The 23405-nt window shown below is 69.0% G+C and carries 20 protein-coding genes; 3 read left to right on the plus strand and 17 right to left on the minus strand.

All coding sequences use genetic code 11. From position 1 onward, the window contains the following. Positions 1–53 precede the first annotated feature (53 nt). From KF903_RS00640 to pyrH, 15 genes are all read right to left on the minus strand, one after another. Entirely contained in the window at positions 54–1760 is a 1707-nt protein-coding gene (locus tag KF903_RS00640) for a sulfatase-like hydrolase/transferase (RefSeq protein ID WP_291209768.1), read from the minus strand. A 243-nt stretch (positions 1761–2003) separates the two neighbouring features. Next, positions 2004–2636, minus strand: a complete 633-nt coding sequence (locus KF903_RS00645) for a ribonuclease HII (protein ID WP_291209769.1) — start codon at positions 2634–2636, stop codon at positions 2004–2006. Further along, positions 2623–4353 (minus strand): LTA synthase family protein, encoded by a 1731-nt coding sequence (locus tag KF903_RS00650; RefSeq protein ID WP_291209770.1) that lies wholly within the window; start codon positions 4351–4353, stop codon positions 2623–2625. The genes KF903_RS00645 and KF903_RS00650 overlap by 14 nt, the downstream gene beginning before the upstream one ends. 89 nt (positions 4354–4442) lie before the next feature. Continuing rightward, complete coding sequence (lpxB, locus tag KF903_RS00655; RefSeq protein ID WP_291209772.1) at positions 4443–5621, minus strand: lipid-A-disaccharide synthase; 1179 nt, start codon at positions 5619–5621, stop codon at positions 4443–4445. 359 nt (positions 5622–5980) lie between these two features. Continuing rightward, the gene (gene lpxA, locus KF903_RS00660) at positions 5981–6763 is read right to left on the minus strand and encodes an acyl-ACP--UDP-N-acetylglucosamine O-acyltransferase (RefSeq protein WP_291209774.1); all 783 of its coding nucleotides are present in this window, start codon (positions 6761–6763) and stop codon (positions 5981–5983) included. Beyond that, entirely contained in the window at positions 6760–7224 is a 465-nt protein-coding gene (gene fabZ, locus KF903_RS00665) for a 3-hydroxyacyl-ACP dehydratase FabZ (protein ID WP_291209775.1), read from the minus strand. The genes lpxA and fabZ overlap by 4 nt, the downstream gene beginning before the upstream one ends. Continuing rightward, a complete protein-coding gene (gene lpxD / locus KF903_RS00670) occupies positions 7221–8246 on the minus strand; it encodes a UDP-3-O-(3-hydroxymyristoyl)glucosamine N-acyltransferase (protein ID WP_291209776.1) in 1026 nt (341 codons plus the stop codon). The genes fabZ and lpxD overlap by 4 nt, the downstream gene beginning before the upstream one ends. Next, positions 8243–8722, minus strand: a complete 480-nt coding sequence (locus KF903_RS00675; protein WP_291209778.1) for an OmpH family outer membrane protein — start codon at positions 8720–8722, stop codon at positions 8243–8245. Before KF903_RS00675 ends, lpxD begins: the two co-directional genes overlap by 4 nt. 94 nt (positions 8723–8816) lie before the next feature. Further along, entirely contained in the window at positions 8817–11231 is a 2415-nt protein-coding gene (gene bamA, locus KF903_RS00680) for an outer membrane protein assembly factor BamA (RefSeq protein WP_291209780.1), read from the minus strand. 97 nt (positions 11232–11328) lie between these two features. Beyond that, the gene (rseP, locus tag KF903_RS00685; RefSeq protein ID WP_291209782.1) at positions 11329–12696 is read right to left on the minus strand and encodes an RIP metalloprotease RseP; all 1368 of its coding nucleotides are present in this window, start codon (positions 12694–12696) and stop codon (positions 11329–11331) included. A 9-nt stretch (positions 12697–12705) separates the two neighbouring features. Next, the gene (locus tag KF903_RS00690; RefSeq protein ID WP_291209783.1) at positions 12706–13884 is read right to left on the minus strand and encodes a 1-deoxy-D-xylulose-5-phosphate reductoisomerase; all 1179 of its coding nucleotides are present in this window, start codon (positions 13882–13884) and stop codon (positions 12706–12708) included. After that, positions 13881–14711, minus strand: a complete 831-nt coding sequence (locus tag KF903_RS00695) for a phosphatidate cytidylyltransferase (protein WP_291209785.1) — start codon at positions 14709–14711, stop codon at positions 13881–13883. The genes KF903_RS00690 and KF903_RS00695 overlap by 4 nt, the downstream gene beginning before the upstream one ends. A gap of 5 nt (positions 14712–14716) precedes the next feature. Continuing rightward, positions 14717–15439 (minus strand): polyprenyl diphosphate synthase, encoded by a 723-nt coding sequence (gene uppS / locus KF903_RS00700; RefSeq protein ID WP_291209787.1) that lies wholly within the window; start codon positions 15437–15439, stop codon positions 14717–14719. A gap of 131 nt (positions 15440–15570) precedes the next feature. Continuing rightward, a complete protein-coding gene (gene frr, locus KF903_RS00705) occupies positions 15571–16128 on the minus strand; it encodes a ribosome recycling factor (RefSeq protein WP_291209789.1) in 558 nt (185 codons plus the stop codon). 76 nt (positions 16129–16204) lie between these two features. Beyond that, positions 16205–16930, minus strand: a complete 726-nt coding sequence (gene pyrH / locus KF903_RS00710; protein WP_291209790.1) for a UMP kinase — start codon at positions 16928–16930, stop codon at positions 16205–16207. Between the two features lie 106 nt (positions 16931–17036). Here pyrH and KF903_RS00715 point away from each other — a divergent pair, with 106 nt between their 5' ends. Beyond that, positions 17037–17672, plus strand: a complete 636-nt coding sequence (locus KF903_RS00715; protein WP_291209792.1) for a trimeric intracellular cation channel family protein — start codon at positions 17037–17039, stop codon at positions 17670–17672. Between the two features lie 79 nt (positions 17673–17751). On the opposite strand, the gene tsf is transcribed toward KF903_RS00715, so the two are convergent. Together tsf and rpsB are read right to left on the minus strand one after the other, a co-directional pair. Next, positions 17752–18630: a translation elongation factor Ts gene (gene tsf / locus KF903_RS00720; protein WP_291209793.1), complete on the minus strand. Its 879-nt coding sequence runs from the start codon at positions 18628–18630 to the stop codon at positions 17752–17754. Between the two features lie 136 nt (positions 18631–18766). Beyond that, entirely contained in the window at positions 18767–19672 is a 906-nt protein-coding gene (rpsB, locus tag KF903_RS00725) for a 30S ribosomal protein S2 (RefSeq protein WP_291209795.1), read from the minus strand. A gap of 320 nt (positions 19673–19992) precedes the next feature. On the opposite strand from rpsB, the gene map reads away from it, so the two are divergent. Together map and glnD are read left to right on the plus strand one after the other, a co-directional pair. Further along, on the plus strand, positions 19993–20760 hold the full coding sequence (gene map, locus KF903_RS00730; protein ID WP_291209797.1) for a type I methionyl aminopeptidase: 768 nt from the start codon (positions 19993–19995) through the stop codon (positions 20758–20760). A 3-nt stretch (positions 20761–20763) separates the two neighbouring features. Beyond that, a complete protein-coding gene (gene glnD, locus KF903_RS00735) occupies positions 20764–23391 on the plus strand; it encodes a [protein-PII] uridylyltransferase (RefSeq protein WP_291209798.1) in 2628 nt (875 codons plus the stop codon). Positions 23392–23405: the final 14 nt, after the last annotated feature.

Consider the following 23405-nt stretch of genomic DNA (forward strand, 5'->3'; position numbering starts at 1 on the left):
GGAATCGCCAGCGTAGTTTCCCGGCGTGCCGCGGACAAGGCTTGACGGCGCGACTATTGCAGCAGGTGCAGGGCGTCGAAGACATGGCCGAAGTAGTCGGCCAGGACCGGTGCGGGGCAAGCGTCGAACAGGCCGCGGCAGCGCTCGCGCAGCACCGCGTTGGCCTGGAAGTAGTCATCCAGTGGCAGGCCGGCCTGCTGCAGCACGACGCCGCCGAGGAAGGCCAGGTCGAGTTCGTCCGGCGGCGACCATGGCGCGGCGGGGAAGTTGGTGTCGATGCGGTAATAGGTGTCGTACAGCGCGGCGGCGGGCGACGCTGCGACGCGGGCCCGGCGCAGCGTCTGCTCGAGCCCGTCGAACGAGGGCTGATGGTCGCCGAAGTGCACCAGCAGCACCGGGTTGCCGCTCGCGAACAGGAACTGGCGCAACTGGCTCAGCGCGAGGTCGGACTGGTGCATGCGATAGAGGTAGGTGCCGAGGTTGCGGTTGGCGCGCTCGTCCAGTTGCGGCGCCGGCGGCTCGTTCCACGGCGGCGGCAACCTGGCCAGCGGGTAGTCATGCGGACCATGCTGGCGCATCGTCAGCACCATCACGAACAGCGGGCCGGTCGCCGTGCCACGGCGGGCCGCGTACAGCGCCTGCACGTGCTGCATGAGGTCGCTGTCGGTGCTCTCCCAGTGCAGCCCGAGTTCGCTCGCATCGTGGAATTCGTCGAAGCCGTAGTCGCGGTAGGCGGTTGCCGCGCCGACGAATTCCTTGCCCATCGGATAGATCGCGATCGTGCGGTAGCCGAGTGCCTTGAGCTGGCGCGGCAGGCTGTAGGCGAGGCGCGGCACGATGTTGTAGGGCGCGTAGATGCCGGCGGCGCCGAACACCGTGTGCGGCAGCCCGGCGAAAAAGGCGAATTCACTGGTCCAGGTGGCGCCGCCCCAGGTGTGCACGCGCAGGTCACCGTAGCCGCGCGTGGCGGCATCGGGTTCGAACAGGTCGAACCGACAGCGCGGGCTCGTGCACGCGGCCCACTGGCGCGGATCGAGCGTGCTCTCCTCGAGTACGGCGACGATGTCGGGTGCGTTGCCGGTGGCCTGCGGCGCGACCGCTGCCGGCAGCTGCCATTGCGCGCGATCGCCGCCGCTGCTGCGCACCGGCAGCACAAGCTCCATGCGCGAGAATGAACTGATGAAGGTGGTGATCGGGTTGCGGGCGCCGTTGCTGATGAACTCCCACGTCGGCACCGCATACACATCGGTGAACGGTCCGCGCGGCCACAGGCAGGCCGCCAGCGGCAGGCTCGCCAGCAACGTCATGCCCAGGCGCCGCCGGCGCCGCCGTGCCCGCCACAGGCCGGGCGATTCCAGGCGCCACAGCAGGGTCGCCAGCGCGCCGCCACCGAGCAGCGCGATGAGGCTCTTGCGCAGCATGCCCGGATAGTGGGCGATCACCTCGCTGCTGAAGGTGGCGGCCAGATAGCGCAGGTCCGGTGCCAGCAGGGCTTCGCGCAGATAGGCGACCTTGAGCGAGCTGGCAAGCCAGATCACGCCAAGCAGAAGCGAGGCGACCAGCACCCCGAAGGCCGGACGGCCCGCGGCAACGCCCGACAGGACCGCGGTGCAGACCATGACCGCAAGGCAGAACGCCTGTTGAGCCACGTCGTGCTCGAGTTCGAGCAGGCGCACCACGACGAACCAGCACGCGGTGGCGGCGATGGCCGCCGCGAGCAGGCGCCGCCAAGCCGGAGCGGGCGAATGTTCCTTGTCCAAGTGCACTCCACGCATCGCAACCGTGTGCTGCTGGCGACAACGCGTGCACCGTGGCGTCGCTGCAGCCTGCAGCCCGCATCATAACGCGCGCCGGTCGGTGCACGAGGACGCGGCGCGTGCTCCGCGGCACAGTTCAGAGTCGGCCGCGTGGCCAGGTGTGTGCGCAGGTGACGTCGCAGGCGTGACACATCGCACATGTGCGGCACGCATCGCGCCGGTTGCCGCCGCGCTGCGGACGCGGATCTAGCGGAGTGGTTCCGCGAACAGGCTTGGCGCGAGCAGACGCCGCACCGGCGCGAAGCCGCGGCGATGGATCGGGCACGGGCCAAGGCGTTCGAGTGCGGCCAGATGCTCGGGTGTGGGATAGCCCTTGTGCTGGGCGAAACCGTAGCCGGGGTGAATCGCGTCGAGTTCGCACATGAGTGCATCGCGCGTGGTCTTGGCCAGGATCGAGGCGGCGCCGATCGCCGGTTCGCTGGCGTCGCCGCCGACGACGCTGCGGGCAGGACACGGCAACGACTTGGGCAGTCGGTTGCCGTCGATCAGCGCGAGCGAGGGCGCCGGCGCCAGCGCGGCCAGCGCGCGCGCCATGCCGGCCAGCGTGGCACCGAGGATGTTGAGGCGTTCGATTTCGTCGGTGTCGACCACCGCCACCGACCAGGCCAATGCATGGGCGCGGATCAGCGGCGCCAAGGCGGCTCGCTGCGCCGGATCGAGCGCCTTGGAATCGGCGATCCCCGCGATCGGCCGGCTCGGATCGAGGATCACGGCGGCAACCACCACCGGGCCCGCCAACGGGCCACGGCCGGCTTCGTCGACGCCGGCGATGCGCGCCATGGTGGCCCGCGTCGGCGCACACGGTTCAGGGGTTTTCATGCAGGTCGCCCAGCGTGCTGAAGATCCAGGCGTGGTACGACGCCACGGTGCGCTTGTCCTTGCAGTCGAGGTAGCGGCCCTTGCAGCGTTCGCGCAGCAACGTGTTGGCCTGGTAGAACGCATCCTTCGGCACGCCGGCGACGTCGAGCACGAGCGAGCCGAGAAACGCGATGTCGAGCACCGGGTAGTCGTAGCGCGCGCGTACCGGGTAGTTGGCGCGGATCATGTAGTAGGTGACCCAGCTCGCGACCGGACCGGCCGCCTTGGGCACCTGCTTGGGGATTTCGTTGATGGCGCCGTCGAACGAGGGCTGATGGTCGCCGAAATGCGCCAACACGGCGGGACGCTTGCCATCGAACAGCAGCTTCTGCAACTGGTCGAGCATCGCATTGGACTCCTCCAGGCGCTGCAGGTAGTTGCCGAGGTTGAGATTGAGCCAGTCGTCGAGCGCCCTGGGCTTGAACCGACCCGGAAACAGCGGCTGGTCGAACGGCGCCGGCAACTCGGCCAGCGGTTTCATGTGCGGACCGTGCTGGTGCAGGGTCAGCATGAACACGAACAGCGGCGTGTCGGGATGGGCGCGCTTCTCGTCGCCGTACACGCGCTCGAATACCTTGAACAGGTCGGCATCGTGGCTGTCCCAGCCCAGGCCGTACTCGGTGCCATCGTAGAACGCGTCGAAGCCGTAGTAGTCGTAGGCGTTGCGTGCGTTGAGGAAATCGCCGCTCATCGGGTACAGCGCGATCGCGCGGTAGCCGGCGTGCTGGAACGCCTTGGGCAGCGTGTAGCTCACGCGCGGGGCGAGGTTGTAGGGCGCATACAGGCCGGCGTTGCCGAACAGCGTGTGGGCGAGGCCGGTCAAGGCCGAGAACTCGCTGGTCCAGGTGCCGCCGCCGAAGGTGTGCACGGTGAGCAGGCCGTGCGCGCGCGTCTGCTTGTCGGCGTCGAACATCGGCAGCCGGCACTGGGCGATCGTGCACAGTTTGAGGATGCGTGGGTCGAACGTGCTTTCCTCGAGCACGAGCACCACGTCGGGCGCCTGCGCCGGTGCCTGCAGCGGTCGATCGAGCTTCCAGCTCATGCTGCGGTCGACGTCGGGCGGGATCACCGGTTCGTTGATGACGGTGTCGTTGAACGAGGTCAGGAAGTCGGTGATGAAGCTCTTGTCGTTGACCGTGATCCACATCGGCTTGTTGAACACGCCGGCGAACGGACCATCGGCCGACAGCATGAGCGTCAGACCCCAGGCCGCCAGTGCGGCGCCGGCCACGCGCACCAGCGCGCGCACCGCGCGCGGGCGCGCGGGCAGCAGGGCGGCGCGTTCGCAACGGAACGTGATCACGAGCAGCAGCGGCACGAGCACCAGCGTCGCCAGGCCGACCGCGAGCAGCAATGGATAGTGCGAGAACACTTCGAGCGTGCCGCTGTTGACGAAGTATTCGAGGTCGGGCGCCAGCAGCGGCGTGGTCAGGTATTTGAACTTGAGCACACCGGCCAGTTCGATCGCGCCGAACAGCAGACTCACCGACATCAGCGCGAATGCGATGCGGGCCGAGGCGAACAGCAGCAGCAGCAGCGTGGCCAGCACCACGCTCAGCGCGAACAGTTTTTCGCTGCCGGTGTTCTCGGTCAGCGGGCCGAGCACGACCAGCGCGGCAAACGCGAGCGCGGCGAATACGCGCAGGGCGTGCGGGCGGCGCGGGGCGGGCGCGTTCATGGGGTGCTGCGAGGCATGCGCGGCATCGTGCCATGACCGCGCACCGCGTCAACCGGTGCGCAGCGGAAGCGGCCGGCGCCGCGCCGCGTTCAGCGCGCCGCCAGCAGGCCGGCGATGGCGTCGGCGGCGCCGGCGCTGGCGTCGCCGCGCAGGGCCAGGTGCAGGCGGCGGTATTGGGCCTGCAGGGCGCCATCGTCGCACTGGCCCGACAGGAGCGGTTCGAGCGCGGCGGCCAGCGCGGCCGGCGTGCAGTCGTCCTGCATGAATTCGGGTGCCAGATCGCGCCCGGCGAGAATGTTGGGCAGCGCGTAGCGCTCGACCTTGAGCAGGCCGAACAGGCGCACGATGCGGTAAGTGAGCGCGGCGATGCGATAGGCCACCACCATCGGCCGCTTGGCCAGCATCGCCTCGAGCGTGGCCGTGCCCGAGGCGAGCAGCACCGCATCGGCCGCGATCATCGCCTCGCGGGCGTGCCCATCGCGGATCGTGAGCGCGGCGCCGGCATCGGGCCACACCTGCCGCTGGGCGTGTTCGAAGGCGGCGCGGCAGGCGGCGTTGGCCATCGGCGCGACGACGCGCAGCGCGGGATGGGCCGTGCACAGACGCTGCGCCGCGCGCAGGAAATCGGGCGCGAGGCGCGTGATCTCGCCCACCCGGCTGCCGGGCAGCAGGGCCAGCACGGGTCCGGTGGGCGGCAGGTCGAGTGCGGTCCGCGCTGCGCCGCGGTCGGGATCGAGCGCCATCGCGTCGGCGAACGGATGGCCGACGAAGCGCGCATCGACACCGTGGCGTGCGTAGATCGGCGGTTCCATCGGGAACAGGCACAGCACGCAGTCGGCACTGGCGCCGATCTTCGCCGCGCGCGACTCACGCCAGGCCCATACCGACGGGCTCACGTAGTGGACGGTGCGGATGCCGGCGCGCTTGAGGCGACGCTCGACGCCGAGGTTGAAGTCGGGTGCGTCGATGCCGATGAAGGCGTCGGGCCGCAGCGCGCGCGTGCGGGCGATGACATCGCGACGGATCGCGAGCAGGCCCGGCAGGTGGCGCAGCACCTCGACCAACCCCATCACCGACAGCCGGCTCAGTGGGTGCCAGCTCGTCAGCCCGGCCGCGATCATCTGTTCGCCACCGATGCCGGCGAAGCGCGCGTCGGGGAAACGCGCGCGCAGCGCGTGAATGAGTCCCGCACCAAGCAGGTCGCCGGAAGGCTCGCCGGCGACGAGGACAAAGCATCGGGGCGTCGCGGGCGGGGCGGACTCGGGCATCCGCTGATGATAACGGACCACGCCGAAGCGACGGACCGGCGGCGTCATCGCGGTCGGCGGCAAAGACGGCACAAGGGCGCCTGGCGCCGTCGGATCGCTGAACACGGACCGCACCGGCAACGGCGAAGCGACGGCGGGTGGAACGCGCGGCCTGCGCCGGGAGGCGGTCGCACCGGCATGGCGATGTTTGCGGCGAACTCGCCCACTGCAGGTTCAGCCGCATCGACGGTCGCCTGCCATTCGCGCGCTGAGGCAGCGCGTGCCTGGCGCTGCGGGTTGCCGCGTCCGTGCGTCGCCATCGGCGCATCGGCCGCGCGCCTGCGACGGCGCGGGCCGTGCGCCTGGGGATCGCCTGCACTTCAGCGCGCGAGCGCGCGCTGGCCGGCATCGATGAAGGCCAGCATCTGCGCCACGTCGGCGCTGTCACGGCTCAGCTCGGCGAGCTGCGCGCGGGCCTCGGCCAGCGGCGTGCCGCCGACATACAGCGTGCGGTAGGCGCGCTTGATCGCGGCGATGCGCGCGGCGTCGAACCCGCGCCGCTTGAGTCCTTCGCTGTTGATGCCGCGCGGCCGCCCCTGGGTATCGGCATCGGTCGCGACCATGAGGAACGGCGGCACGTCGCCGCTGAGCAGCACACCCATGCCGATGAAGGCATGGGCGCCGATGCGGCAGAACTGGTGCACGCCGGCGAAGCCGCTGACGATGACGTGGTCGCCGACTTCGACATGGCCAGCGAGCGTGGCGTTGTTGGAAAACACGCAGTGGTCGCCGACCTGGCAGTCGTGGGCGATGTGGCTGTAGGCGAGCAGCCAGTTGTCGTGGCCGATGCGGGTGACGCCGCCGCCGCCGGCGGTGCCGCGGTTGCAGGTCACGAACTCGCGGATCGTGTTGCGATCACCGATCACGAGCTCGGTGCGCTCGCCGGCGAATTTCTTGTCCTGCGCCGCTGCGCCGAGCGAGACGAACGCGAAGATGCGGTTGTCGCGCCCGATGCGCGTGGGCCCTTCGATGACCACGTGCGCGCCGATCGTGGTGCCGGCGCCGATCGTCACGTCGGCACCGATCACGCTGTAGGCACCGATCTCGACCCCGTCGTCGAGGCGCGCGCCAGGATCGACCTGGGCGCTAGGGTGGACCTTCACGCGGGAACCTCGGCGCAGAGGATCTCGGCCTCGGCCACGACCCTGTCATCGACGAGGGCGCGGCCCCAGAACTGGCTCATGTTGCGTACCGAGCGCTTGTGCTCGACTTCGAGCCGCAGCTGGTCACCCGGTACCACCGTATGGTTGAAGCGTGCCTTGTCGACCTTGACCAGGTAGAACACGACCGGCCCCTTGGACTCGTGCCCCGACAGCGTGATGAGCAGGCCGGAAGCCTGCGCCATCGCCTCGATGATGAGCACGCCCGGCATCACCGGATGACCCGGGAAGTGGCCCTGGAAGAACGGTTCGTTGAACGTGACGTTCTTGAGGGCGCTGATGCGCTGGTTGGGCTCGAGGCCGACCACGCGGTCGACCAGCAGGAACGGATAGCGGTGCGGCAGCAGGGCCGCGATCTGCTCGACGTGGATCGGAAGTTCGACGGGGGCCAGCGACTTGTTCATTCGGTACGGTCCTTTGCGCCGACGCCAAGGCGTCGCGCGATCTCATCCAGGTGCCTGAAGCGCGCCGCATTACGGCGCCATTGCCGGTTGGGCTGGATCGGCGTGCCTGACGAGTACTCGCCCGGTTCGCGGATCGAATGGGTGACCAGGCTCATCGCGGTGACCGTGACCCGATCGGCAACGTTCAAGTGGCCGAGTATGCCAGCGCCGCCGCCGATCAGGCAGTAGCGTCCGATGCTGGCGCTGCCGGCCACGGCGGCGCAGCCGGCCAGCGCGCTGTGCGCACCGATGCGCACGTTGTGGGCGATCTGGATCTGGTTGTCGAGGCGCACGTCCTCTTCGAGCACGGTGTCGCCGAGCGCGCCGCGATCGATCGTGGTGTTGGCGCCGATCTCGCAGTCGTCGCCGATCACCACGCCGCCGAGCTGCGGCACTTTGATCCAGTGGTCGCCCTCGAAGGCCAGGCCGAAACCGTCGGCGCCGAGCACGGCACCGGGGTGGATCAGCACGCGGCGGCCCAGGCGCACGTCCTGCACCAGGGTGACGCGCGCCACCAGGCGCGACTGGGCGCCGACCACGCAGCGCGGACCGACGCTGCAGTGCGGGCCCAGCGTCGCGCCAGCCTCGATCCGTGCCCCTGCCTCGATCACGCACAGCGGGCCGATGCTGGCGCTGGTGTCGACGTGGGCGTCGGCGGCGATGATCGCGCTGGGATGGATGCCGGCCGGCGCCGTCGCGACCGGCTCGAACAGCGTCGCGACGTGGGCGAAGGCGACGTAGGGGTCGGCTGCGACGAGGCACGGCCGCGGGCAGTCGGCGGCATCGGGTTCGCGCAGGATCACGGCTGCGGCGCGCGTGGCGGCCAACTGAGCGCGATAGCGCGGGTTGGCAAGAAAGCCGATCTGGCTGGCGTCCGCGGCAACGAGCGTGGCGACGCCGCTGATCGGCTGCTCGGCGCTGCCGCCGACCAGGCGCAGTCCGAATCGCGCGGCGATCTCGCCCAGCGCCGGCTGCACGCTCACTGCGCGCCACCCTTGGCCGACTGGCGGCGCAGGCGATCGAGGATCCGCTCGGTCACGTCCACACGTGGGCTGGCGTAGACGACCGGGCTGGCGACGATGAGATCGTAACCCTGTTCGCGCGCGAAGCTGACCACGGCGTCATTGATCTCGCGCCAGCTGTTGTCGAGCTCCTGGTCGCTGCGCGCCTTGAGTTCGTTGCGCAGGCTGTCGCGTTGGCGCTTGATCGACCGCTCCAGCGCATCCATTTCGCGCTGCTGTTCCGGCGTCGGTGCGGCAGCGGCCTTGGCGCGCAGCTCGGCCAGTTGCTTCTCGTCGGCCTTGAGCGACGCGTCGCGTCCGGCAAACTCGCTTTCCAGCTTGCTGCGCCCGGCCACGATCTGCGGTGCGTTGTCGAGCAGGCGCTTCATGTCGACGTAGCCGATGCGGGCACTGGCCGGCGCCTGCGCCCATGCGCTGCACAGGCCGGTCAGCAGCAAGCAGAGGCAGGCTGTGCGCAACCGGCGGGCTGTAAGGGCGGACTGCACCACCGGTCTGTCCTCGTTGCCAACGCTGCGGGCAATGGTACGACGATCAGAACGTGTTGCCGAACATGAACTGGATCGTTTCGGTGTCGTCGCCGGGCTTCTTGCGGATCGGCTTGGCGATGTTGATCACGATCGGCCCGACCGGCGCCCGCCATTGGAACGAGATGCCGACCGAGGCGCGCAGCTGGTCGGCGCTCCAGCTCCGGTACTCGCTGCAGTAGGTCGCCGTGCACAGGTTGTTCTTGAACACGTTGCCGACGTCGACGAAGGCCGACAGGCGGGTGCTGTCGTTGCTCTCCTTGACGAAGGGCGTCGGGAAGATGATCTCCGCCGAGGCCGTGGTCTTGAACGAGCCGCCGAGCGACCAGCGGCAGTTCTTGTCGCTGGGCGGGCAGATGTCCGGCGCCCACGCGTAGTAGGGGCCGAGCGTGTTGTCGCGGAAGCCGCGCACGTCGGAGACGCCGCCGGCGTAGAAGTTCTCGAAGAACGGCAGGCCGCCGAGGTTGGCCATGTAGCGCTCGTGACCGATGGTGTCGGGGTTGGCCAGCACGCTCTTGGGATCCTTGTAGGTGTCGCCGTAGCCGACCGCGAAGTGGCCGTAGAACGTCAGCGAATCGGTCATGCGCAGGTACTGCGCGAACTGGTAGGTGGCCTTGTAGTACTGCAGCGTGGAGCCGGGCAGCGTCACGTTGAGCGACACCGACTGCAGCGAGCCACGCGTCGGGTTCCAGTAGCGGTTGCGGGTGTCATGGGCCCACGACAACTGGATGTTCCAGGTGTGGAAGGTGCGGTGGCCGAGGTTATCGAGGTAGTCGATCATCGGCTGCGGCGTGCCGAGGTAGGTCGACCCGGTGATCAACGTCTTGTTGACGCCGATCTGGGTATTGATCGTGTCGGCCTCGGTGATCGGGAAGCCGAGGTAGATGTCGAACGAGTCGGTGCTGCTGAGGTAGGCCGCAAGGTTGCTCTGGCCGGCGTCGAACTTGCTGTGCTGGATGTCGTAGCCCAGGCCGATGCCGTCGTCGGTGAGATACGGCTCGTAATACGACAGCGAATAGCGCTGCAGATAGGCGCTGCGCTGGGCGTTGACCGAGACGCGGTCACCGGTGCCGAAGAAGTTGTTCTGGGTGACGCCGGCGCTGATGATGAGACCCTGCACCTGCGAGTAGCCAAGGCCGAAGGTGAACTGGCCCGAGTTCTGCTCCTCGACGTTGACCGTCACGTCGACCTGGTCGTCACTGCCGGGCACCTTGGGGGTGTCGATCTCGACCTTGCTGAAGAAGCCCAGGCGCTGCAGGCGGATGCGCGATCGGTCGATCGCGGCCTGCGAGTACCACGAGCCTTCGAGCTGGCGCATTTCGCGGCGCAGCACCTCGTCTTCGGTGCGCAGGTTGCCCTTGAACACGATGCGGCGCACATAGACGCGCTTGCCGGGGTTGATGAAGAAATTGAGGCTGACCTCGCGCGTTTCCTTGTCGATCGCCGGCAGCGGATTGACGTCGGCGAACGCGTAGCCGATGTTCGACAGCGCGGCCGTGATCGCATCGACCGACTGCTCGACCTTCTTGCGCGAGAACACCTCGCCATCCTTGACCTGGATGAGCTTGCGCAGGTCTTCCTCGCGCAGCACGAGGGTGCCGGTCAGCTTGATGTCGCTGATCTTGTAGACCTCGCCTTCCTTGATGCTGGCGACCACGTACATCTTGCGCTTGTCGGGGCTGATGCTGACCTGGGTCGACTCCACGTCGAAATCGGCGTAGCCGCGGTCCATGTAGTAGGACTGCAGCTTTTCGAGGTCGCCCGACAGCTTTTCGCGCGAATACTGGTCGTCCTTGCTGTACCAGGATGTCCAGTTGCTGGTCGAGGATTCGAAGTCGCCCTCGATCTGCTTGTCGCTGTAGGTGGTGTTGCCGACGATGTTGAGGTGCTTGATCTTGGCGGCCTTGCCCTCGGCGATGTTGATCGCGATCTCGACGCGGTTGCGGTCGAGGTTGACCGTGCTGGTCTTGACCGACACGTTGTACTTGCCGCGGTTGTAGTACTGGTGGGTGAGCTCGTTGCGCACTTCACTGAGCTTGAGCGGATCGAACGCCTCGCCCTCGGCCAAGCCGATGCCCTTGAGGCCCTTGAGCAGGTCCTCTTCCTTGATGTCCTTGTTGCCGCGGATCGCGATCTTGCTGATCTGCGGCCGCTCCTTGACCGTGATGACGAGGATGTCGCCCTGCCGGGCCAGCGCGATGTCGTTGAAGAAGCCGGTCTTGTACAACGCGCGGGTCGCCTGTTCGGCGCGTTCGGGCGTCAGCGTGTCGCCCTTCTCGACCGGCAGGTAGGTGAACACCGTGCCGGGCGCGATGCGCGACAAGCCGTCGATGCGGATGTCGGAGATCGTGAAGGTATCGAACGCGCAAGCGCTCTTGGCGGCCAGAAAGGCCAGGAGAAACAGGGCGGCAACACGCTTCATCGTCACATTCCGTCAGGGCATTGGCAGGCCCGCGGCGGGATCGCCGTGGTCCGGTGCATCGTTGTTGTTGGCGGGGATTGCTCGGCGCAGCGGCAGGTCAGGACACGTGCCGCAGGATGTCGTTGTAGAGCGCCAGCCCCATCAGGGCGACCAGCAGCACCAGTCCGACATACTGCCCGGCAATCTGCACGCGTTCGCTGACCGGACTGCCCTTTGCCAATTCGATAAGGTAATACAGCAGCGCGCCGCCGTCCAAGATGGGAATCGGCAACAGGTTGAGGATGGCCAGGCTGAGCGAGATCAGGGCGAGGAAATTGAGGAACCAGGCCAGGCCGAGCTGGGCCGACGCGTTGGCGACCTCGGCGATCGTGATGATGCCCGACAGGTTCTTGAGCGAGGCCTGGCCCGTGACCATGCGGCCGAGCATGCCCAGCGTCTGCCGCGTCTGCTCCCAGGTGGTGGCCAGCGCCCGCGGAATGGCCGCCAGCGGGTTGTAGCGCAGCGTGGCGTCGTAATGCGGCTCGATCGGCTCGGGCCCGATGCCGAGCAGCCACGGCGGCGCGCCGATGGTGCCGGCGGCCGGATTGGGGCGCGGCGTGGCCTGCAGCGTCAGCGTCTGCGCGCCGCGCCGCACCACGAGCGCGAGCGCCCGGTCCGCCGCGGCATGCGCCGTGACCGCGCGCGACACCTCGCGCCAGTCGCCGATCGGCTCGCCGGCGATGCTTTCGAGGCGGTCGCCCTTGCGCAGGCCGGCCTGCGCCGCGGCACTGTCGGGTGCGACCTCGCCGACCACGGGCGGGATCGCCATTTGTTGCGGGATGAGGCCGATGCGGTCGTAGATGGCCTGCTGGTCGAGGTCGGCCGGCAGTTTCGACAGCGCCAACGTCACCGTGCGCTCGCTGTGGTCGGGCCGGGCCAGCGTGAGCGTGACGTCCTGGTGCGCCATGCCGGCCGCCACCAGCCGGTCGCCGGCATCGGTCCAGTTGTCGATCTGGCGACCATCGACGGTCCTGATGCGGTCGCCCGCGGCGAGCCCTGCGCTGGCCGCGACGCCGCCGACGTGGCCGATGACCGGCTGGTAATCGGGTTTGCCGATCACGAACATGAGCCACAGCGCGGCCACCGTGAAGATGAGGTTGAAGGCCGGTCCGGCCGCGGTGATCGCGATGCGCGCACCGAGCGACTTGCGGTTGAAGGCGCCGGCGATCTCCTGCGGCGCCACCACCGCGTCGGGATCGCGCTCGTCGAGCATTTTCACGTAGCCGCCGAGCGGGATTGCAGCGATCGCGAATTCGGTGCCGTGCCGGTCGTAGCGCTTCCACAGCGCTGGTCCGAAGCCGATCGAGAACTTCAGCACCTTGACCCCGCAGCGGCGCGCGACCACGAAGTGGCCGTACTCGTGGAAGGTGATGAGAAGTCCGAGTGTGACGATGAGCCACCAGACCGAACCGAAAAATTCACTCATGCGCGCAGCTCAGGCCGACAGTTCGCCAATGATACGGACCGCTTGCCGACGGGCCGTTAAATCGGCGTCAAGGACGGCCGTGAGGTCGGTCACGGGCTGCGGCGGCAGGCCGTCGAGGCAGCGCTCGATGACCTCGCTGATGCCGAGGAAGCCGAGCCTGCCGTCGAGGAAGGCCGCCACTGCTTCCTCGTTGGCGGCGTTGAGCACGATCGGCGCGCTGCCGCCCGCGCGCAGCGCGGCATAGGCAAGCGCCAGGCCGCGGAAGGTGGCGAGGTCGGGCGCTTCGAAGTCGAGCCGGGCCGCGCCCGCCAGGTCGAGCGCGCCGACTCCGGCATCGATGCGTTCGGGCCAGGCCAGCGCGTAGGCGATCGCGGTGCGCATGTCGGGCAGGCCGAGCTGGGCCAGCAGCGAGCCGTCGACGTATTCGACCAGCGAATGGATGAGGCTCTGCGGGTGCACCACCACCTCGATCTGGTCGGGCGCGGCATCGAACAGGTGGTGGGCCTCGATGACCTCCAATCCCTTGTTGACGAGCGTGGCCGAGTCGACCGAGATCTTGCGGCCCATGCTCCAGTTCGGGTGGGCGCAGGCCTGCGCCGGCGTGATCGCGGCCAGCTCGTCGCGGCGGCGGCCACGGAACGGGCCGCCCGAGGCCGTCAGCACGATGCGGCGCACACCGGCCGCGGCCAGCGAGTGGCGCTCGCGCGGCAGGCACTGGAACACCGCGTTGTGCTCGGAATCGAGCGGCAGCAGCTCGCCGCCGCCCTCGCGCAGCGCGGCCTTGAGCAGGGCGCCGGCCATGACGATCGCTTCCTTGTTGGCCAGCAGCAGGCGCTTGCCCGCCTGTGCCGCGGCCAGCACCGAGGGCAGGCCGGCGGCGCCGACGATCGCCGCCACCACGGTGTCGCAATGCGCGCCGGTGGCAGCCTCGACCAGTGCAGCCGGCCCGGCTTCGACGCGGCAGCTCGCGCCCAGTGCGTGCAGGCGCGCGCGCAGCTCCGCGGCGCAGGCTGGATCGGCGATGACGGCGAGCTCGGGACGGAACTGCGCACACAGTTCGGCCAGCTTGGCGGCGTTGCGATGCGCTGCCAGTGCGCCGATCCGGTAGCGCGCGGGGTGACGCGCGACCACATCGAGCGTGCTGGCGCCGATCGAGCCGGTCGCGCCGAGGACCGCGAGCGATCTCATGGCTGGCGCAGCAGGTCGAGCAGCATCTTGCCGGCGGCGAACACCGGCAGTGCCGCCAGCAGGCTGTCGGCGCGGTCGAGCAGGCCACCATGACCGGGGAACAGGGCGCCCGAATCCTTCACGTTGGCGTGGCGCTTGAGCAGACTCTCGACGAGATCGCCGACGATCGAAGCGGCGACGCTGAGCAGGGCCGCGCCGAGCAGGGCGACCAGCCAGCCGTCGCGCCAACCGAGCAGACCGCCGCCCACCAGTGCCACCGCGCCAGCCAGCGCGAACGCGCCCCACACCCCGGCCCAGGTCTTGTTGGGGCTGATGCGCGGCGCCAGCTTGCGGCGGCCAAAGCGGGTGCCGGCAAAGTAGGCGCCGGTATCGGCGGCCCACACCAGCAGGATCGCCAGCAGCGCCCAATACGGGCCATGCGGCGACTGCGCGTGCAGCTGCACGAGCGCGAGCCAGGCTGGCACTACCGCGACGATGCAGGCGGCGAACTTGAGGGCGGTGTTCTCGCGCGTCGGCGCAGCGGCGTAGGCGAAGTGGCGCAGCCACAGCAGCGACAGCGTCCACCACAGCAGGCCGACCGCGATCACGCCGGCGGCGCCGGGAGTGCCGTGCAATGGCCAGGCCAGCGCGATCAGCGCCGCGACCAGCAGCACGGCGCCGCCGCGCGCCGCTGCGCTGCCGATGCCGGCGAGCAGCGTCCACTCCCAGCTCGCGCCAAGGAACAGCGCGGCGACGACCAGTGCGAACAGCCAGTTCGGCGCCATCAATATGATGGCGACCACCAGCGGCGCGAGGATGAGTGCGGTGATCGTGCGTTGCTTGAGCACGTCGCTCAGCCGGTGGCGCGCAGTTGCGCGGAGGTGTGGCCGTAGCGACGTTCGCGCTGCGCGAAGGCGTCGATGGCGGCGTCGAGCGCGGCGGCGTCGAAATCGGGCCACAACGTGTCGGTGAAGTACAGCTCGGCGTAGGCGAGCTGCCACAGCAGGAAGTTGCTCACGCGCAGTTCGCCCCCGGTGCGGATGAACAGGTCGATTGGCACCTGGTCGGCCAGGCACAGCCACGGCGCCAGCGTGAGCTCGTCGATCGCATCGAGCGCGATCTCGCCACGCATCGCTGCGCCGGCGATGCCGCGCGCGGCCTGCGCGATGTCCCAGCGTCCACCGTAGTTGACGGCCACGTTGAGGCGCAGTGCGTCGTTGCCGGCGGTGCGCGCCATCGCCGCCCGCATGCGCGCCGACAGCTCGGCGTCGAAGCGGTCGAGGTCGCCGATGAACGTCAGGCGCACGCCGTTGCGGTGCAGTTCGTCGACCTCGCTGTCGAGCGCCTTCACGAACAGTTGCATCAGCGCATGCACTTCATCGCCCGGGCGCTGCCAGTTTTCGCTGGAGAACGCGAACAGCGTGAGTGCAGCCACGCCGCGCTGGCGGCAATGCTCGACCGTCGCGCGTACCGCCTTCTGCCCCTCGCGATGGCCCAACTTGCGCGGCAGGTGGCGACGCTGGGCCCAGCGGCCGTTGCCGTCCATGACGATGGCGATGTGGCGAGGGATGGACATGGTGATCCGTGATTGGTGATCGGCAACAAGGCGGCGCGGTGGGCAACGCGTGAGGGGTGTTGGCGGCGGCACTCGTCGAGTGCCCGCGCGCGTCCGCTGCTACCGGTCACGAATTGCCAATCAGCGTCCCCTCACATCGCCATCAGCTCGTCTTCCTTGGCCTTGACCACGCCGTCCACGTCCTTGATGAACTTGTCGGTGAACTTCTGGATTTCCTCGCCGGCGCGCCGCTCGTCGTCCTCGCTGATCTGCTTGTCCTTGACCAGCTCCTTGACCTGGTGCAGCGCGTCGCGGCGCACGTTGCGCACGGCGACCTTGGCGTTCTCGCCCTCGTGGGCAACGTGCTTGGACAGTTCCTTGCGCCGCTCCTCGGTCAGGGCGGGCAGGTTGATGCGGATGACCTGGCCGACCGTGGTCGGGGTGAGGCCGAGATCCGAGGCCAGGATCGCCTTCTCCACCGGCCCCACCATGGTCTTCTCGAACGGCGTGATCGTGATCGAGCGCGCATCGGCGATCGCCACGCTCGCAACCTGGGTGATCGGCGTGTCGGTGCCGTAGTAGGGCACCTTGAGCGGTTCGATCAGCGCGGTGCTGGCGCGCCCGGTACGCAGGCGCGTGAGTTCGTGGCGGAGCGATTCGACGCTCTTGTGCATGCGCGTCTGCGCATCCTTCTTGATCGTGTCGAGCATGGGGCGAGGTTCGCAACGGCAGCCGGAAACGGTCGCGAGTATAGCAGCGCCCCGCAGCGCGCCAGTGCACGGGCCGCTAGCGGCGCGTGTCGACCAGGGTGCCGATCGGCTCGCCGCGCATGATGCGCATGAGGTCGCCCTCACGCGACAGGTCGTAGATGCGCAGCGGCACCTTGTTGTCGCGGCACAGCGCGATCGCGCTGGTGTCCATCACCTGCAGGTTGCGCTCGATCACCTCGTTGTAGCTCAGGTGCTCGTAGCGGGTGGCGCTGGGATCCTTGGCCGGGTCGGCGCTGTACACGCCGTCGACCTTGGTGGCCTTGAGCAGCAGGTCGGCGCCGATCTCGATCGCGCGCAGCGCGGCGGCCGAGTCGGTGGTGAAGAACGGGTTGCCGGTACCAGCCGCGAACAGCGCGATGCGGCCTTTCTCGATGTGGCGGATCGCGCGGCGGCGGATGAAGTCCTCGCACACCTCGTTGATCTTGATCGCGCTCATCGTGCGCGCGTAGCCGCCGGCCTTCTCGATCGCGTCCTGCATCGCCAGTGCGTTCATCACCGTGGCCAGCATGCCCATGTGGTCGGCGGTGACGCGATCCATGCCGGCGGCGGCGAGACCGGCGCCGCGGAAGATATTGCCACCGCCGATGACGACCCCGACCTGCACCCCGGCGCGCTGCACCTCGATGATCTCGCGGGCCAGCCGCTGCAGGACCTTGGGGTCGATGCCGTAGTCGGCGTCGCCCATCAGCGCCTCACCGGACAGCTTGAGCAGGATGCGCTTGTGCTTGAGTTCAGTGCTCATGAGGCGTTCCGTCGGGCAAACTCACGTATTGTAGCGACTGCCTCGGTCGTTGCGCAGCGTTGTGTCATCGGCCCGGGATGCCACCAGGGAATGCGTGATGCCGTCCATGAAGCTCCTCATCGATCTGCTCGACCTGTGCGGCACGTTCGTGTTCGCGCTCAGCGGCGCCACTGCGGCGGTGCGGCGCCGACTCGATCTGTTCGGGGTGCTGGTGGTGTCGTTTGCGGCAGCCACCGCGGGCGGCATCACGCGCGACCTGCTGATCGGCGCCGTGCCGCCGGCGGCGATCGCCAACTGGCACTACCTGGCGGTGTCGGCCTGCGCCGGGGTGGTCAGCTTCCTGTGGTGCCCGCTGATCGAGCGCCTGCGCAACCCCGTGCGCATGTTCGATGCGGCCGGACTGGCGCTGTTCGCGGTGGCGGGCACCGAGAAGGCACTCGCGTTCGGCCTGCACCCGGTGATGGCGGCGCTGCTGGGCATGCTGACCGGCATCGGCGGTGGCATGGCGCGTGACCTGCTGCTGACCGATGTGCCGATGGTGCTGCGCGCCGACCTGTATGCGGTGGCTGCGCTGGCGGGCGCGGTACTCGTGGTGGTCGGCGAACTCGCGCACTGGCCGATGCCAGTGACCGTCGGCGGCGCGGCGGCGCTGTGTTTCGGCCTGCGCATGATGGCGGTGTGGCGCGGCTGGCGGCTGCCGGTGGCCGCCGGCGGCGGGCGCCGCGGTCCCGACGAGCGGTAGGCGCCACCGCCGCTGGGGCGCCGGCCATGAAAAAGGCCGCGACGAGCGCGGCCTTTTTGCCTTCGGAGCGCTTGCCCGGTCAGGCCAGGCCAGCCTGCTTCATCACTTCGGCGGCGTAGTCCTCGACCACCTTCTCGATGCCTTCGCCGACCGCGAGGCGATGGAAACCGAGCACGTCGGCGCCGGCGGCCTTGGCGGCGGCCTCGACGCTCTTGTCGGTGTCGAGCACGTAGGGCTGGCCGTACAGCGTGTTCTCGTTGATGATCTTGGCGACCTTGCCGCCGATGATCTTCTCGAGGATTTCCGCCGGCTTGGCCTTGTCCTTCTCGCTCATGCGCGCCAGTTCGATCTCCTTCTCCTTGGCGACGAACTCGGCCGGCACGTCGCTGGCCTTGTTGTAGGGCGGATTCATCGCGGCCACATGCATGGCCACGCCGCGCGCGAAGTCGGCATCACCACCCTTGGTCTCGACCAGCACGCCGATGCGGCCGCCGTGCACGTAGGCGGCGACGGTGTTGGCGCTGTCGATGCGGATCAGGCGTCGCACCTGCACGTTTTCGCCGACCTTGGCGACGATCGCGGCGCGCGCTTCCTCAACCGTCTCGCCGGTGGCGAGCCTGGCGGCCTTGAGCGCATCGATGTCATGCGCGCCCGAGCTCAGCGCGACCTGTGCCACGGTGCTGGCGAAATTCTTGAAGTTGTCGTCGTTGGCGACGAAATCGGTCTCGGAGTTGATCTCGACCAACACGGCCTTGCCGGCGTCCTGGGCGAGCACGATGCGACCCTCGGCGGCGACACGGCTGGCCTTCTTGTCGGCCTTGGCCAGGCCTTGCTTGCGCAGCCATTCGGCAGCGGTGTCGATGTCGCCCTTGTTCTCGGTGAGTGCCTTCTTGCACTCCATCATGCCGGCGCCGGTGCGCTCGCGCAGGTCCTTGACCAGTGATGCGGTGATTTCCATGGTGTCCTCGTGGCGGATGCGCGCAGGCGCGCAGATCGGGGGTGCCGGACGGCCGGCGCAGCGCGCTGCGGCCATCGGGCAGGGGTTCGGCGACGCCGGGCGTTACCGCCATGGCGTCGCCGTGACACGCGCGTGCTTACTCGGCGCTGTCGGGGCTGGCGGGGGCGTCGTCCTTGGCCGGACGGCCGCGCGGCGGCGCCGGGCGGCCCTTGCCGGCCGGACGCTTGTCGGCGCCGGGCTTGCGCGGGCCGGACGGGCGGCGGCGATCGTCGCGCTCGCGCGCTTCCTTCTTCACCACCGGGTTGCCGTCGGCGTCGAGTTCGACGAATTCGTCGCGGTCGCCTGCCGCGGCGGCCGGTGCCGCAGCCTTGCCCTCGAGCACGGCGTCGGCGGCGGCGGCGGCGTACAGCTGCACCGCGCGGATCGCGTCGTCATTGCCCGGGATCGCGTAATCGACCAGGGCCGGGTCGTAGTTGGTATCGACCACGGCGACGACCGGGATGCCGAGCTTCTTGGCTTCCTTGATCGCGATGTCCTCGTGGCCGATATCGATCACGAACAGCGCGTCGGGCAGGCGGCCCATGTCCTTGATGCCACCGAGCGAGCTCTCGAGCTTGTCCTTCTCGCGCGTGAGGCGCAGCACTTCGTGCTTGACCAGGCGGTCATGGCTGCCGTCGGTCGCCATCGTCTCCAGTTCCTTGAGGCGACTGACCGACTGCTTGACGGTGCGGAAGTTGGTCAGCATGCCGCCGAGCCAGCGCTGGCTGATGTAGGGCATGCCGCAGCGGGCCGCTTCTTCCTTGATCGCCTCGCGCGCCGAGCGCTTGGTGCCGACGAAGAGGATCGTGCCGCGCTTCTGCGCGATCGCCGACAGGAAGTTCATCGCATCGCTGAACAGCGGCAGCGTCTTTTCGAGGTTGATGATGTGGATCTTGCCGCGCGCGCCGAAGATGTACGGCGCCATGCGCGGGTTCCAGTAGCGGGTCTGGTGGCCGAAATGCACGCCGGCTTCGAGCATCTGGCGCATGGTGACTTGAGGCATTGCAGGTATTCCTTCATGCAAGGGAATCGCGGCGGACGCACCGTTGCCATGCCTGCCCGTGGACAGGCGCGGCAGGCGGCAGGGCCTGCAGCAATTCCGGGGTTTGACCTCCACGCACCCGCCGCGAACGACCCCTTGCAGGGCACCCCGGACGCGGTGACGATGCGTGTGCGGATTCGGCACGATTGCCGTTGCGGCCTTGCGGATTGCCCGCCGGACCGCATCTGTCGCTCCACCCCGAACCGTGAAAGTCGCGGTGTGGAACCGTAGAATGATAGCTTGGCCGGCGCGTCGGCGCCAGCACCCCATATCGAGAAGCCATGCCCGTTACCGTCAAGACCCCCGCGCAGATCGAGCAGATGCGCGTTGCCGGCCGCCTCGCCGCCGAAGTGCTGGAAATGCTCGTGCCCCATGTCAGGCCCGGCGTCACCACCGAGGAGCTCGACCGTCTGGCCCATGACCATATCGTCAATGTGCAGAAGGCGATCCCGGCCAACGTCGGCTACAAGGGCTTCCCCAAGACCCTGTGCACCTCGGTCAACCATGTGATCTGCCACGGCATCCCGAGCCCGGCCAAGACGCTGCGCGATGGCGACATCGTCAACATCGACATCACGGTCATCAAGGATGGCTGGCATGGCGATACCAGTCGCATGTACTTCGTCGGCACGCCGTCGGTACTGGCGCGGCGCCTGGTCGACACCACGTTCGAGGCGATGATGCTCGGCATCGAGCAGGTGCGTCCCGGCGCCACGCTCGGCGACATCGGCCACGCGATCCAGCAGCATGCCGAAGGGCGCGGCTATTCGGTGGTGCGCGAATACTGCGGCCACGGCATCGGGCAGATCTATCACGAGGACCCACAGGTCCTGCATTACGGCCATCCCGGCGCCGGCCTGCGCCTGCAGAAGGGCATGACCTTCACCGTCGAGCCGATGATCAACGCCGGCAAGCCGTACACGCGCCTGCTGCCCGACGGCTGGACCGTGGTCACCAAGGATCATTCGCTGTCGGCGCAGTGGGAACACACCATCGCCGTCACCGACGACGGTTACGAAATCCTCACCCCCTGGCCCGAGCCGGCCTGAGCAATGCCGGCGTCGCTGCCTGCGCTGCCGCACCTGCCCGCGGCGCCACCGCGCAGCGGCGTTTCCCCCGATGCCCGCCTTGCGCTGCGCCAGTGGCTCGCCGATGGCGAGCGTGCGCTGGCGGCGGCATTCCACGCTGGTGGCGACGCTGCCGCGCTGAGCCGGCGCCGCGCCGCCTGGGTCGACACGCTGGTCGGCCACGTCTGGCGTGCCTGCCTTGGCGACGCGCCAGGCTGCACCCTGCTGGCGGTTGGCGGCTATGGCCGCGGCGCGTTGTTCCCGCATTCGGACCTCGACCTGCTCGTGCTCGGCGAGGCGCCCGAGCTGGCGCGCCAGGCGCGTGCGCTCGAGGCCCTGTTCGCCTGCCTGTGGGACGTTGGCCTCAGGCCCGGGCACGCCGTGCGCGACCCTGCGCAATGCCGAGCGCTGGCGGCCAGCGACGTCAGCGTGTTCACCAGCCTGCTCGACGCGCGCGCGCTGGCCGGCGACGGACAGGTGCTGCAGCCGATCGTCGATGATCACGCGTTGTGGCCGGCGGCGGCCTTCCTCGCCGCCAAGGTCGCCGAGCAGGCGGCGCGCTTCGCGCGCTGCAACGACACGGCCTACAACCTCGAGCCCGATCTCAAGGACGGTCCCGGCGGCCTGCGCACGCTCGACCTCATGCGCTGGCTTGGCCGCCGCACCGCCGGCGCGGGCGATTTCGACCTGATGGTGGCACGCGACCTGCTCGATGCCACCGAGCGCGAGGCCCTGTTGCGCGCGCAGGCCACGCTCGAGCGCTACCGGTTTGCGCTGCATCTGGCGGCAGGCCGGGCCCAGGAGCGGCTGTTGTTCGACTACCAGCGCACGCTGGCGACGCAGCTTGGCTTCGAGGACGAACATGCCGACAACCTTGGCGTCGAGCGTTTCATGCAGGCCTACTACCGCGCCGCCACCATCGTCGAGCGGCTTGGCGCGCAGTTCGTCGAGCGCTGCACCGAACTGCTCGGCCCGGATGCAGCGGTGCGCGAGCTCGATGCCGATTTCCTCGCGCGCGGCCAGCGCATCGAACCACGTGCCGGCACGCTGCTGGTGCAGCGACCGGCGGCGGTCATCGCGCTGTTCGCGGCACAACTGGACCACCCGGAGCTGCACGGGCTGACTGCGCAGGCGATGCGCCTGCTGCAGCAGGCACTGGCCAGCCATGGCGAGGCGTTCGCCGAGGATGCGGCGGTGCGCGATGCCTTCCTCGCCCTGCTGCGGCGTGGCGCGCCGGCGGTGGAGGCGCTCGCGCGCATGAACCGCCATGGCGTGCTGGCGGCCTTGCTGCCGGCATTCCGGCGCATCGTCGGACGCATGCAGTACGACCTGTTCCATGTCTACACGGTCGACGAGCACACGCTGCGCGTGCTGCGCAACGTGGCGAGTTTCGCCGATGCCGGTGCACGCGAGCGCTTTCCCGAGGCCGACCACGTGTACGCCGAACTGCCCCAGCCCGAGCTGCTGCTGCTCGCCGCGCTGCTGCACGACATCGCCAAGGGTCGCGGCGGCGACCACAGCGAGCTCGGCGAGGTCGAGGCGCGCCAGTTCTGCCTGCAGTTGGGCCTGCCAGGCCACGATGTCGAGCTCGTTGCCTGGCTCGTGCGTCATCACCTGCTGATGAGCGTCACGGCGCAGCGCCAGGACATCACCGATCCACAAGTGGTGCACCGGTTCGCCAGTGCGGTCGGCGACCGCACGCGACTGGATTACCTTTACCTGCTGACGATGGCCGACATCGCCGGCACCAACCCGAGGCTGTGGAACGGCTGGAAGGCGCGCCTGCTGGCCGACCTGCACGTGGCCGCGCGCTACGTGCTGCGCGCGGGCCTGCAGCAGCCGCAGCACGCCGGCGAACGCATCGCCGCCAAGCGCGAGCGCGCGCTCGCGCTGGCGCGCGAGCAGACGCAGCCGAGCGCGGTCATCGTGGCGCTCGACGATCTGCCCGACGATGCCTTCCTGCGCTTCCGCGCCGAGCAGATCCTGTTCCAGGCCCGCGCGATCGCCGGTCGTGCCGAGCACGATGTGGTGGTGGCGATCGACTCCGCGCCGGCGCGCGGCAGCAGCGACCTGTTCGTGTGCGCCCCCGACCGCGACGGCCTGTTCGCGACGATCATGGTCACGCTCGACCGGCTCGGAATCAGCGTGACGCGCGCGCGCCTGCTGGTCTCGCCGCAACGCCGGGTGTTCGACACCTTCGAGATCATCGACGCGCGCAGTCTCGCGCCGCTCGACGGCGAACGCAGCGCGGCGCTGCGCGCCGCGCTGCTGCAGGCGCTGGCGCCGCGCGAACTGCAGCCGCGCGCGACCCGGCGCCAGTTGCCGCGTCGCCTGCGTCATTTCCAGAGCGCGCCACACGTCGCCTTCAGCGATGGCGACGACGCGACCCAGCTCGCGCTCGTCGGCAGCGACCGGCCCGGCATGCTGGCGCAGATCGCGCTGGCGTTGCGCGAGGCGCGCGTGCGCGTGCACGATGCGCGCATCGCCACCTTCGGCGAGCGCGTCGAGGATTTCTTCACGTTGACCGACGGCAACGGCAAGGCGCTCGACGCGCCGGCGCGCGAGGCCGTGCGCGTGGCGTTGGCGCGGGCGTTCGGGGCTCCATCTCAATGAATGATCACGAGGAT

The sequence above is a fragment of the Dokdonella sp. genome (assembly GCF_019634845.1).
Lineage (GTDB): Bacteria > Pseudomonadota > Gammaproteobacteria > Xanthomonadales > Rhodanobacteraceae > Dokdonella_A.